11 protein-coding genes and 1 tRNA gene are annotated in these 12,497 nt (G+C 70.5%); 5 read left to right on the forward strand and 7 right to left on the reverse strand.

All coding sequences use genetic code 11. The annotated features are described in order from the left end of the window. The first annotated feature begins 107 nt into the window (after positions 1-107). Entirely contained in the window at positions 108-638 is a 531-nt protein-coding gene (locus BLU27_RS05670) for a peptidylprolyl isomerase (RefSeq protein WP_241827799.1), read from the forward strand. Between the two features lie 17 nt (positions 639-655). After that, positions 656-1,573: a rhomboid family intramembrane serine protease gene (locus BLU27_RS05675; protein ID WP_092651220.1), complete on the forward strand. Its 918-nt coding sequence runs from the start codon at positions 656-658 to the stop codon at positions 1,571-1,573. Positions 1,574-2,098: 525 nt separating this feature from the next. Here BLU27_RS05675 and BLU27_RS05680 read toward each other — a convergent pair. After that, on the reverse strand, positions 2,099-2,359 hold the full coding sequence (locus BLU27_RS05680; RefSeq protein ID WP_092651222.1) for a cell division protein CrgA: 261 nt from the start codon (positions 2,357-2,359) through the stop codon (positions 2,099-2,101). 163 nt (positions 2,360-2,522) lie between these two features. On the opposite strand from BLU27_RS05680, the gene BLU27_RS05685 reads away from it, so the two are divergent. Both BLU27_RS05685 and BLU27_RS05690 read left to right on the forward strand, forming a co-directional pair. Then, a complete protein-coding gene (locus tag BLU27_RS05685) occupies positions 2,523-3,335 on the forward strand; it encodes a DUF881 domain-containing protein (RefSeq protein WP_241827800.1) in 813 nt (270 codons plus the stop codon). An 80-nt stretch (positions 3,336-3,415) separates the two neighbouring features. Then, positions 3,416-4,042 (forward strand): aminodeoxychorismate/anthranilate synthase component II, encoded by a 627-nt coding sequence (locus tag BLU27_RS05690; protein ID WP_092651224.1) that lies wholly within the window; start codon positions 3,416-3,418, stop codon positions 4,040-4,042. A 70-nt stretch (positions 4,043-4,112) separates the two neighbouring features. On the opposite strand, the gene pknB is transcribed toward BLU27_RS05690, so the two are convergent. The 6 genes from pknB to BLU27_RS05720 form a co-directional block, all read right to left on the reverse strand. After that, on the reverse strand, positions 4,113-6,014 hold the full coding sequence (pknB, locus tag BLU27_RS05695) for a Stk1 family PASTA domain-containing Ser/Thr kinase (protein WP_157728253.1): 1,902 nt from the start codon (positions 6,012-6,014) through the stop codon (positions 4,113-4,115). Positions 6,015-6,045: 31 nt separating this feature from the next. Next, positions 6,046-7,497, reverse strand: a complete 1,452-nt coding sequence (locus BLU27_RS05700) for a peptidoglycan D,D-transpeptidase FtsI family protein (protein WP_092651226.1) — start codon at positions 7,495-7,497, stop codon at positions 6,046-6,048. 7 nt (positions 7,498-7,504) lie between these two features. After that, on the reverse strand, positions 7,505-8,941 hold the full coding sequence (locus BLU27_RS05705) for an FtsW/RodA/SpoVE family cell cycle protein (RefSeq protein ID WP_092651228.1): 1,437 nt from the start codon (positions 8,939-8,941) through the stop codon (positions 7,505-7,507). Continuing rightward, positions 8,938-10,497 carry a PP2C family protein-serine/threonine phosphatase gene (locus BLU27_RS05710; RefSeq protein WP_092651230.1) on the reverse strand — a complete coding sequence of 520 codons (1,560 nt, stop codon included), beginning with the start codon at positions 10,495-10,497 and terminating at the stop codon, positions 8,938-8,940. Before BLU27_RS05710 ends, BLU27_RS05705 begins: the two co-directional genes overlap by 4 nt. A 135-nt stretch (positions 10,498-10,632) precedes the next feature. Then, positions 10,633-11,109 (reverse strand): FHA domain-containing protein FhaB/FipA, encoded by a 477-nt coding sequence (locus BLU27_RS05715; protein WP_092651232.1) that lies wholly within the window; start codon positions 11,107-11,109, stop codon positions 10,633-10,635. Beyond that, positions 11,109-11,924 carry an FhaA domain-containing protein gene (locus BLU27_RS05720; protein WP_422386072.1) on the reverse strand — a complete coding sequence of 272 codons (816 nt, stop codon included), beginning with the start codon at positions 11,922-11,924 and terminating at the stop codon, positions 11,109-11,111. The genes BLU27_RS05715 and BLU27_RS05720 overlap by 1 nt, the downstream gene beginning before the upstream one ends. 368 nt (positions 11,925-12,292) lie before the next feature. Here BLU27_RS05720 and BLU27_RS05725 point away from each other — a divergent pair. Next, a tRNA-Leu gene (locus BLU27_RS05725) sits at positions 12,293-12,379 on the forward strand. Positions 12,380-12,497: the final 118 nt, after the last annotated feature.

The raw sequence follows: 12,497 nt of genomic DNA on the forward strand, positions 1-12,497 counted from the left end.
CATGCCCGGTCGGCACGTTCCTGTCTCGGGGGCACCCCGCAAGCATTCCACTCGTTGCCGTGAAAGGATCGCCGCTACGGCAACACGAGCGGAGAGAGGACGTACCGGTGAGTGAAGAGACGTTCGCCACACTTCGGACCTCGAAGGGCGATGTGGTGATCCGGCTGTTCCCCGATCACGCGCCCAAGACGGTTCAGAACTTCGTCGGCCTGGCGGAGGGCACCCGCGAGTGGGTCAACCCCGAGACCGGGGAGAAGTCCTCCGACCGCTTCTACGACGGACTCACCTTCCACCGGATCATCGAGGGCTTCATGACCCAGGGGGGCTGCCCCCTCGGCACCGGCACCGGCGGCCCCGGCTACCGCTTCGGTGACGAGATCCACCCCGACCTCCGCTTCGACCGGCCCTACCTCCTGGCGATGGCGAACGCCGGCCCCAACACCAACGGCTCGCAGTTCTTCATCACCGCCGGCCCGACTCCGCACCTCAACGGCCGGCACACGATCTTCGGTGAGGTCGAGGACCAGGCCAGCCGCGCTGTGATGGACGAGATCAACTCCGTGCCCACCGGGCAGATGGACCGGCCGATCGAGCCGGTCATCCTGGAGTCGGTCGACATCGAGCGCCGCGAGGCCTGACCCGGGTCCGAGCAGCGATGACCGACCAGTCACGGCCGGACGAAGGCCCGGAGGCCGGCCAGTCCTCCGGGCATCCGCCCGTGCCGACGTGCTACCGCCACCCCGAGCGCGAGACCTACATTCGCTGCCAGCGGTGCGACCGGCCGATCTGCCCCGACTGTCAGCGGCAGGCGGCCGTGGGTTTCCAGTGCGTGGAGTGCGTACGCGAGGGCGCCCGGGCCACCCCTGCCGCCCGCACCCGGTTCGGCGGCGTGGTCCGCGGCGAGGGCGCGCTCGTCACCAAGGTGCTGATCGGGCTCAACCTCGCGGTCTTCCTGCTGACGGTGGTCGTCGGCCGAGCCGTCGAGCAACAACTCTCCCTGGTCGGCAACAGGTTCTTCTTCGCCGACGCGGTCGGTGAGTCCTTCGGCGTGGCCGGTGGCGCCTACTGGCGGTTGCTGACCTCGGCGTTCCTGCACGTCGAGATCTGGCACCTCGCGATCAACATGTTCTCCCTGTGGGTGCTCGGCCCGCCCTTGGAGCGGCTCCTCGGCCGGCTGCGGTTCACCGGTCTCTATCTCGTCGCGGCGCTGGCCGGCAGCGCTGTCGCGTACGCCTTCACCTCACCGTTGACGCCCATCCTCGGCGCGTCCGGCGCGATCTTCGGTCTCTTCGGCGCGACCGTCATGATGGCCCGCCGGATGCGGGCCGACATGAGTTGGTTCCTCGGGATCCTGCTCATGAACGTCGTACTGAACGTCGTCTTCCGGCACTTCCTGTCCTGGCAGGGCCACCTCGGCGGGTTCGTCGCCGGGCTGGTCCTGGGCGCGGTCATCGCGTACGCGCCGCGGGAACGCCGTGACCTCGTACAGGGCCTCGGTTTCGCGGGTGTGCTGCTCGCCTCGATCGCGCTGATTCTGTGGCGGACCGCGCAGATCAACGCCGGCCTGGCCTGACACGCGAAACTCCTGCGCTGAGACCCGCACTCCTCGGCCGGCACCCGTACCCCTGCCCTGTCGCCGGGCACCCAGGTCAGGCCCGCGCGGCACAGGCCGGGGACTCTCACACTCCGTGGAACTCCCGCACGTCCACAGCTGGGGACAACCGGCCGAGGTACACCGGGGATATCCCCAGGCAGCCTGTGGATGTTGGGGACAACTCCGGAATAGCTGGGGACAGCGTGTGGACGCCCGGTGCACAGCGGAGCTCAGGCCCCTGACCTGCAGCTTTCTCAGGTTTACTCGCCGTTGCCGAGCGGCCTGGTCGAGGCGGGCGGCCGGCCGGACCGGCGTACATGCACAGTGCCGGCACGTGGGGCGGCCCCCTGTGGCTCCACGGGCAACCGATTCACAGCCGAGTTGTCCACAGTCTGGGGATGGCGGTGTGGACGAACTACACGGTTGTAAGCCGTCCGAGGGCGCCGACGAGTCACCCGGCGGACGCCCTGCGACAGTGGTGCGGACGGTGAGATCCGGGGAAGGTCAGCGCCACTGGGTGGAGACGACGAACCCGGTGGCGATCAGGCCCATCCCGATCAGGATGTTCCAGTTGTGCAGGTCGCGCATGCCGGGAATCGCGGTACCGGCGAGATAGAAGGTGACGATCCAGGCCAGCCCGAGCAGGAAGCAGGTCAGCATGACCGGCACCACCCACCGCCCGGCGTGCCTGCTTCCCTCGCTCTTCGCGGTGCCACCGCGCGGAGGGGTGTAGACCTGCTTCTTCCGGCCGTGTGATTCGGGCACCTCGCCACCTTTCGTAGTAAGACGTCCGAGCCGGCTGGCACCGGCGACGCCGGCTGGCGAGGACGGGACGCCGACAACGCCGACAGCCCTGACTGGACACTGGTCGGGCACTGACGTCGGTTAGCGTAGTCAACACTCAGGGCGCGACGACGACGGAGGGCACGTGGCTGACCAACTGCCCGACTCGTCGACCTCCGAGCCGGCGGACGGCAAGGAGGTCCGGCGTCGTCGTCGGCTGCGCCCGTCCCGGTTGCTGGCCGCACTGACGTTCGCGCTGGCCGGCTTCCTCGGAGTGACCAGCGCGGTGAGCGCCGAGGGCACCGACCTGCGGGCCGAACGCCAGACCGACCTGGCCGACCTCGCGCGGTCCCAGCTGCGGACCAACCAGCGGCTCGGCGAACGGGTGAGCAACCTCCGGGCGGAGGTCGACGAGCTCCTGGCCCGGCAGTTGCACAACGACCGCTCCGACGCCGCCCAGAAGAAGGTCGACCGGCTCGCGCCCGTCGCCGGACTGACCCCGGTCCGGGGGCCCGGGGTCACCGTCGTGCTGGACGACGCCCCACCCAGCGCCCGTTCCAACGACACCGACCCGGACGCCCTGGTCGTCCACCAGCAGGACATCCAGGCCGTGGTGAACGCGATGTGGGCCGGTGGTGCGGAGGCGATGACGATCCAGGGGCAGCGGGTGATCTCCACCTCGGCGATCCGCTGCGTCGGCAACTCCGTCGTACTCCACGGTGTCCCCTACCCGCCGCCGTACCGCATCGAGGCGGTCGGCGACGTGGGCGGCATGATCCAGGCGATCGGGGACTCGCCGGCGATCAACACCTACCTCGCCTACGTGACGGACCCGAGGTACCGCCTGGGGTGGAAGCTCACCCGGTCGACCAACCTGCGGATGCCGGCGTTCGACGGCCCGCTCAACCTCGACTACGCCACCGAAGGCGGCGTCAGCGGGGACGCGGCCTCCCGGTGACGAGTGCGGCATCGGCCGTGGCCGGCGGGTAGTAGGCGGGCGGCGGGACGTTCGGACGGGGCGCGCAGCACAATGGTCCGGTGAGCACCCGCATCCTCGTCGTCGACAACTACGACTCCTTCGTCTTCAACCTGGTGCAGTACCTCTACCAGCTCGGAGTCGAGTGCGACGTACGCCGCAACGACGAGGTCGAGCTGTCCGAGATCGACAGCTACGCCGGTGTCCTGCTCTCCCCAGGTCCGGGTACCCCCGAGCACGCCGGTGTCTGTGTCGACCTGGTGCGCCGGGCCGCCGGGCGGGTGCCGGTGTTCGGGGTGTGTCTCGGCCTGCAGGCGATCGCCGTGGCGTACGGCGGAGTGGTCACCCGCGCCCCCGAACTCCTGCACGGCAAGACCAGTCTGGTCCACCACGAGGGCGCGGGAGTTCTCGCCGGGCTGCCGGACCCGTTCACCGCGACCCGCTACCACTCGCTCGCGGTCGAGCCCACCTCGGTGCCGCCGGTGTTCGAGGTGACCGCCCGAACCGACTCCGGTGTGCTGATGGCGCTCAGACACCGCGAGTTCGACTGCGAGGGTGTGCAGTTCCACCCCGAGTCGGTCCTCACCGAGGGAGGCCACCGGTTGCTGGCCAACTGGCTGGTCACCTGTGGTGAGGCCGGCGCGGTGGAGCGGTCGGCCGGCCTCGCGCCGGTGGTCAGCCGGTCCTGAACCCCTCGTGAGCCGGGGTCAGCCGGCCCCCTGACTCAGCTGGCCCCCTTGGCTCCGGCAGGTCGGCGGCTCAGGCCGTCGGTGGCGGAGGTGGCGGCGTCGTCGCCCCGCCGCCCTGCGGCGGTGGCGGGGGCTGCGGCGTGTCGCTCGGGGTGGGCTCCGGCGGAGACGGTGACGGAGGCGGGGTCTCGGTCTTGGACGGACTGGGCTTCGGCTCCGGCTGTGTCTGCGTCGGGCTCGGCGACGGCGACGGCGGTTCTTCGGTCTTGGTCGGCTTTGGCTTCGGCTGGGGCTTGGGCTGCTGGGCCGGTGCCCGGGCGATCACGATCGTGACCGTCGTGTCGGGTTCACGGCGCTTCCCGGCGCCCGGCACCTGCCGGACGACCGTGCCCGCCTCCGCCTGCGACGTGGTGTCGTAGCGCTTGTTCACCCGGAACCCCGCGTCGGCGAGCCGGGCCTCCGCGACCGCCGCGCTGTCCCCCAGGACGCGCGGGACGGTGACCAGTCCGCTCGCGTGGTACAGCGTGACCGTGCTGCCGGCCTTGACGACCGCCCCTTCGTCCGGGTCGACGCGGCTGACCGTGTTGGCGTCACCGCTGGCGTTGGAGTCCTCGCGGCTGACGACGTTCAGGCCTTCCTTCTCCAGCATCGTGCGGGCAGTGGCGACCTTCTTGCCCACCACCGCTGGGATGGTGACCTCGCCCTGTCCGCTGGACACGGCGACGTCCACCGCGCTGTCGACCTTCGCGGACGCGCCCGGCGTGGGGTTCTGGGAGACGATCTGCCCCTTGGCGACGGATTCGCTGGCCTGCTGGGTGACCTTGCCGAGCCGAAGCCGGCTCTGTGCGAGCACGGTCTGCGCCTCGGGCAGCGTCTTCCCCTGCAGTGTGGGGGTGGAGACGGTGTTCGCCGAGTCCTTGCCCAGGCTCTGCAGGCCGATGAACGCCGCGACACCGAGGACGAACACGATCGCGATGGCGAGCAGGATGTACGCCGCCTTCCGGCCGCGCTCGGGGTCCTGGTCGTCGTCCTCGGTGTAGGCGGCGTGTTCGGGGTCCGCCGGGTTGATCGGCTCGTCCGGCGGCAGGAAGCGTGCGGTCGCGCCGGCGGCGAGCATCGGCGCGATGAGTTCCTGGCCGGACAGCCCGCGTTCGATGTCCTGCCGCATCTCCGCGGCGGACTGGTACCGGTCGTGCGGCTTCTTCTGCAGCGCCTTGATGGTGATCGCGTCGGCGATCGGCGGCACCTCCGGGTCGAGCATCGACGGCGGCCGAGGCTCCTCCCGGACGTGCTGGTACGCCACCGAGACCGGCGAGTCGCCGACGAACGGCGGCCGGCCGGTGAGGAGTTCGTACAGCAGGCAGCCGGTGGAGTAGATGTCGCTGCGCGCATCGACCGACTCACCGCGCGCCTGCTCCGGGGAGAGATACTGCGCGGTGCCGATCACGGCAGCGGTTTGGGTCATCGTGGCCGACGCGTCGGCGACCGCGCGGGCGATGCCGAAGTCCATCACCTTGACGTCGCCGTTCGGCGTCAACATGACGTTGCCGGGCTTGATGTCGCGGTGGACGATGCCCGCGCGGTGGCTGTACTCCAGCGCCTCCAGCACGTCCGCGGTGATCTCCAGTGCCCGCTCGGGGAGGATCCGGCGGCCCTCGCGGAGCACGTCGCGCAGGGTCCGTCCCTCGACGTACTCCATCACGATGTACGGCACCGAGATGCCGTCCACCTTCTCCTCGCCGGTGTCGTAGACGGCGACGATGGTCGGCTGGTTGAGCGCCGCGGCCGACTGTGCCTCCCGGCGGAACCTGGCCTGGAAGACCGGGTCGGTGGCGAGGTCCGGGCGCAGCGTCTTCACCGCGACCGTCCGGCCGAGCCGGCGGTCGACGCCGATCCTCACCTCGGCCATGCCGCCGTGCCCGAGCACCTCGCCGAGCTCGTAGCGGCCGCCGAGGAACCGCGCGTCCGTCATGACGTACCTCTCCTCACGCGGTGTCCCGGCCTCATCGCCCGATCACCGCCCGCATCACGGCCTTGGCCACCGGTGCCGCCAGCCGCCCGCCGGAAATCTCGTTGCGCCCCACGTCGGCGTGCTCGATGACCACGGCCACCGCGACCTGGGGGGCGTTCGCCGGTGCGAACGACGTGAACCAGGCGTACGGCGGCTTGTCCGGCGTGGTCTGCGCCGTTCCCGTCTTGCCGGCCACCGACACGCCGTCGATCTTCACCGGCTGGCCGGTGCCGTGGTCCACGACGTCGACCATCATCTGGGTCAGCTGCTGGGCGACGTCGCCGGACACCGCCTGGGACAGCGTCCGGGGCTCGGTCACCTCGAGGGTCTTCAGGTCCGGCCCGCTCACCTTGGCCACGACGTACGGCTGCATCACCTTGCCGCCGTTGGCGATGCCGGCGGAGACCATCGCCATCTGCAGCGGCGTGGCGGCGACGTCGAACTGGCCGATCGAGCTCTGCGCGAGCTGCGGGGGGTTCACTTCCCTGGGGAACACGCTGGTGGAGGCGCCGAGGTCGGGGAGGTACTCCTGGCCGAACCCGAACTTCTCCGCCTGCTGGCGCAGTGCCTTCTCGCCGACCTTGAGCCCGAGCCCGCCGAACGCGGTGTTGCAGGAGGTGGCCAGAGCCTGGGTGAGGGTGACCTGCGGCGCGGGCCCGCACAGGCCGTTCTGCCAGTTCTTCATGTTGAACGTCGTCAACGGGAGGTCCAGCTCAGCCGGCGCCGGCAGCTGGGAGTTGGGGTTGTAGCGCCCACTGGACAGGGCCGCCGCCGCGGTGACCAGCTTGAACGTCGAGCCCGGGGGGTAACGGCGCTGCGCAGCGCGGTTCTCCATCGGCCTGCTCGGGTCGTCCTGCAGCTCGTTGGCCGCCTTCAGGATCGAGTTGGCGTCGTGGGAGGAGAGCCGGTTGGGGTCGTACGTCGGCTTGCTCACCATCGCCAGGATCTTGCCCGTCGACGGCTCGATCGCCACCACGGCGCCGCGCTTGTTGCCCAGTGCGTCGTAGGCCGCCTGCTGCGCCTTCGGGTTGATCGTCAGCAGGACGCTGCCGCCCTGCGGCTGGCGGTTGGTGATCAGGTCCACGATCCGGCGGACGAACAGCCGGTCGTCGGTCCCGGACAGGACGGAGTTCTCCGCCTTCTCCAGGCCGCGCCGACCGAGGACGTAGGAGTAGTAGCCGGTGAGGTGGCCGTACAGCTGCGGGTCGCGGTACCTGCGGAGGTAGACCAAGTCGTCCTTGGTCTTCACGGAGTAGGCGACCTGGGTGCCCCCGACCATGATCGGGCCCCGCTCCCGGGCGTACTCGTCCAGCGTGACCCGCTTGTTGTCGGAGCGGTCGTTGAGGTCGGACGCCTGGAAGACCTGGATGTAGTTGGCGTTGGCCAGCAGTGCCAGGAACAGCACCATGAAGGCCACCGCGATCCGGCGAATCGAACGGTTCATCGGGACATCACCGGCGTACCACCACTACCTGGGTCAGGGCATCTTCGGTCGGCGCGGGCGGCAGGACGGCGGCCGGCCTCCGCGCGAAGTCGCTGATCCGCAGCATCAGGGCGACCAGCGCCCAGTTGGCCACCAGCGAGGAACCTCCGTAGGACAGGAACGGCGTGGTGAGGCCGGTCAGCGGAATCAGCTTGGTGACGCCGCCGATCACCACGAACACCTGGATCGCGAAGACCGTGGCGATGCCGGTGGCGAGCAGCTTGCCGTACTGGTCGCGGCAGACCAGGGCGGTGCGCAGGCCGCGTTCGACGATCACGCCGTACAGCAGCAGGATCGCCATCAGCCCGGTCAGGCCGAGCTCCTCGCCGATCACCGCGGCGATGAAGTCGCTCTTGGCCAACGGCACCAGTGTCGGGTGACCCTCACCGAGCCCGCGGCCGAGCAGCCCGCCGTAGGCGAAGCCGTACAGCGACTGGACGATCTGGTACGCGCCGTTGGCGTTGGCCGGGTCGAACGGATGCAACCAGGCGTTGACGCGGTTGGCGATGTGGGAGAACTGCGAGATGCCGAGCTGGGTGGCGGCGATGTAAGCGAACCACGCGCCGCCGACGAACATCGTGCCGCCGAGGAACAGCCAGCCCGGGCGTTCGGTCGCGACGTACAACATGACCACGAAGACGCCGAAGAACAGCACCGCGGTGCCCAGGTCGCGCTGGAAGACCAGAATGGCCAGGCTGATCAGCCAGGCGGACACGATCGGGCCCAGGTCACGGCCGCGGGGCAGGTCGATGGCGAGGAACCGCCGCCCCGCCAGCGCCAGCGCCTCCTTCTTGACCACGAGGTAGCCGGCGAAGAAGACGATGAGCAGCATCTTCGCCACCTCGCCCGGCTGGAACGACAGCCCGGCGAACCGCACCCAGATCTGTGCGCCCTGGAAGCGCACGCCGATTCCGGGGACCAGCGGCAGGAGCAGCAGAGCCACACCGGCGAACAGCGCGGTGTAGGTGGCCCGCTGCAGCCAACGGTGGTCGCGGACCAGCAACAACATGGCGATGAACGCCGCCACACCCACCGCGGTCCACGTGAGCTGGGCGGGTGCGTCGACGCGTGGCATCGCCTCGCCGGCATCCTGGGCCGCCTTGACCTTGGACAGGTCGAGCCGGTGGATCAGGGCCAGGCCGAGGCCGTTCAGCAGAACGACGCAGGGCAGCAGGATCGGGTCGGCGTACGGCGCACGGAACCGGACCACGAGGTGGGCGATCCCGACCAGCAGGATGAGGCCGACGGCGTACGACACGATCTGCTGGGAGACGTGGCCGGTCACGGCGACACCGACGATGGCGTACGCGCCGACGGCGACTCCGAGCGCGAGGACGAGCAGGACCAGCTCCGCGCCGCGGCGCTTGCGGGGCTGCACGGAGTTGGTCTGCTGGGTGTCGCTCACTTCGTACCTGTCGGGGTCGGGGTCGGGGCTTCGCCGCCGTCGCACTCGAGGGGGATGTCGGGGGCGCCGGCCGCGCGGTTGCCGGTGGACACTGCCGGGCTGTCGGTGGGGGACGGCGAGGGCAGGGCGGCGTTGGCGTTCGGCGTCTTCGTGGGACTCGGCCGGCCCGTGGCCTTGCCGGTGGGCCGGGGAGTCGGGGTCGGTGTGGGCTTGGTGGTTCCCTGGGCGGAGCAGCGGCGGGCGACGTCGGACAGCATCGAGACGATGGCCCGGGCCTCGCCGAGGTCGGTGGCCGAGATCGTGCTCGACACCCGCTCGCGGTGATACTGCGGAAGCTTGGCAAGGGTCAGCGGCTCGAGCTCGTAGAGCTGGGAGACCCGCAGGCCGGGGATCTGCTGGGAGATCCCGCGAAAGATCGCCACCCGGGCGCCGGAGGCCGCGCCGCCGTTGTCCGCCGCGTCGGCGGGATAGGCGCCTACGTAGTACTGCCGCTGGGTCCAGTCGTACGCCCACCGTACGCCCACCGCGAGCAATGCCAGCACGGCCAGGATGCACAGGACGCGGACCAGCCAGCGGAACCGGCGGCGCGGAGGGCGCGGGGCGTAGCGCAGCTCCTCCTCGCGGTCGGCGTCGCCGGGCACCCCCGCGCCCACGTCGTCGACCCGGACGTCGGCCTCGTCGGGGTCGTCGTCCTCGTCCACGACCTCGTGGGTGGAGGTGGGGTGGGAGGAAGTGACGCTGTTGCCTCCGGAACTCACCTCCGGGTCGACCGCGGCCACCGCACCGACGAGCGCGATCGCCGACGCGGCCGCACCCGGCCCGCCGTCGCGGTCGGGGTCTACGACGTCGGCCACCACGCAGGTCACGTTGTCGGGACTGCCGTGGTCGAGGGCCGCCTCGACCAGGTTGGTGGCGGCCTCCTCCGGCGTGGCCGCCCGGCCGAGGATCTCCGCGATGACGGGGTCCTTGATGCCGGCGTTGTCCAGGCCGTCGGAGCAGACCAGGAACCGGTCGCCGGGGTCGACCTCGATCGGCTGGATGTCCGGCCGGGCGTCCTGGCGCCCCTCCAGCACGCGGATGATGAGCGACCGGTGCGGGTGGTACTCGGCCTCCTCCGGGGTGATCCGGCCCTCGTCGACCAGACTCTGGACGAACGTGTGGTCGTGGGTGAGCATCCGAAGTCGGCCACCGCGCAGGAGGTAGGCGCGGGAGTCGCCGATGTGGGCGACGTGCGCGACGCTCCCGTCGAACAGGATCGCCGTCAGCGTCGTGCCCATACCCTCCAGGTGGGGCTCGGTCTCGATGCGGGCGGCGATCCGCGAGTTGGCCTCGGCCGCGACCCGGTTGAGCTCCTGGTCCGGATCCGCGTGCTCGGCCACGTCGAGGTCGCGGACCGTCGTGATCGTGATGGCACTGGCGACGTCGCCGCCGACCGCGCCGCCCATCCCGTCGGCGACGGCGAGGAGGTAGGGACCGGCGTACCCGGAGTCCTCGTTCCGCTTCTTCGGACCGAGACCGACGTCGGTGCGGGCGGCGTACCGGAGCGCGAGCGTCATCCTGCCTTCTCTTGGCCGGGAGGGGTCGGAAGGTGGACGTGGCGGGACCGGACGGGGCCGGCCCGCCGGACTGCACCGGGCAGCCCGGCCGTCACTACGCTCATCCGTACAACCTCGCAGGTCATCGTGGCGCGCCTACTTGTACAGCTCGATGATCGTCTTGCCGACTCGGACAGGAATGCCCGGCCCCACCGCCGTCGGGCCGTGGATGCGCGACTCTCCCACGAAGGTGCCGTTGGTTGAGCCGAGGTCCTCGGCGTACCACGAGCCGTTCTGCGGGCGCAGCACAGCGTGCCGGGTGGAGACGTACTCGTCGTCGATCTGCAGCTCGCACTCCCCGCCCCGGCCGATCACCAGCGGCGAGTCGCCCAGCGGCACCTGCAGTCCCGAACTCGCCCCCTGGACCACCACCGCCGTCGTGGGTTCTCCTCGCTTCCGGCGCGGCGGCTTCGCGGGCTTGGCCGGCTTCTTCTGCGGCCGGTCGGACTTGGCCGATCCGCTGACCCGGGTGCCGAACAGGTCCGAACGGATCACCGAGACGGCGGACAGCACGAACAGCCAGAGCACCGCGAGGAAGCCCAGCTTGATGATGGTGAGGGTGAGTTCGGACACTACCGCTGCGCTCCGTCCGGATGACGCAGGACGAGGAGCGTGTTGCCGAGCAGGATCTGACTGCCCTCCCGAAGCGGCGCGTAGTCGACGCGCTGCCCGTTGACCACGATCCCGTTGGTGGAACCCAGGTCGTGGATGGTGACGGTGTAGCGGGGGCCCTCCTGAACGACACGGATCTCGGCGTGCCGGCGGGAGACGCCCGGGTCGGTGATGCGGAGGTCGGCCTCGGTGCCCCGGCCCAGCACGGCGCCCGGTGGCTCCAGCGGGTGCCTCTGGCCGTTGACCTCGAGGTAGGGAGCGGGCGCAGGTGCCCGGCGCTGACCGGGGCCGCCTGGGCCGCCTGGACTGCCCGAGCTGCCGTTACCCGACGGCGCGTACCCCGGCGCGTTGCCCTGCCCCGGGCCCGGACGCCGGCCCGGTCCGCGCGGCGGTCCACCGGGGCCCTGGCGATGGTCGGGCGGAGGTTGCCGGCGCCCGGGCGTCACCTGGGCGACGGCGCTGCTACGGACCCGGAACCGTCCGGTGGACAGGCCGTCCTGGCGTTCGAACGAGACGGTGACCGGGCCGGTGAACGCGTAGCTCTGGTTGCCGGCGTGCCGGCTCACCACCTCGGCGAGCTCCTTGCTGAGGGTCTGCTCGTACGGCGCTAGCCGTTCGTGGTCGCTCGGTGACAGCTCGACAACGAAGTCGTTGGGGACCAGGCTGGACTCCCGGGACAGCACCTGAGCGGAGTTGTCGAGCTCCCGCTGCAGTGCGGAGGCGATCTCGACCGGCTGGACAGCCGAGCGGAAAACGCGTGCGAAGGTTCCGGTCACGAGACCTTCCAGGCCACGTTCAAAACGTCGAAAGACTCCCACAGGTACCTCCTTCCCGTACCAGCGCCGGCCATGTTCGCGTCGATCGTAACTGTCGTTCCAGGGTGGGGCTGACTCCAACCACCTCCTGTGGGTTCCCGGGCGTACGACCGAGCCGTCGCCGATCGTCACCGAGCCGCCCGGGGAGCTGCCGGGAACCCGCCGGAACCCGTCACAGGTGCAGGTGACGTTCTACACGCAAACGCCCCCATCGGCCGCGTGCTGCCGACCGGACCAGTGTGGCGAGCTGGGGACCACGTCGCCAGTGGACCCGTGCTAGCCTCTAGGCGCTCCAGATCACCGCGATGCGGTGTGACGGGGCGGAGTGCGCGCGAGTGGCGGAATAGGCAGACGCGCAGGATTCAGGTTCCTGTGCCCGCAAGGGCGTGGGGGTTCAACTCCCCCCTCGCGCACCAGTGCAGTGGCCCGGATACGGCTGGACGTAGCCTCCAGCCGGGTCCGGGCCGATTTCGTTTCACATATTCGACGCAGCGCCGGCCGCGACGTCGACGCCTTGGGTGTCGACGCCGCGAC

The sequence above is a fragment of the Actinopolymorpha singaporensis genome, assembly GCF_900104745.1.
In the GTDB taxonomy this organism is placed as follows: Bacteria; Actinomycetota; Actinomycetes; order Propionibacteriales; family Actinopolymorphaceae; genus Actinopolymorpha; species Actinopolymorpha singaporensis.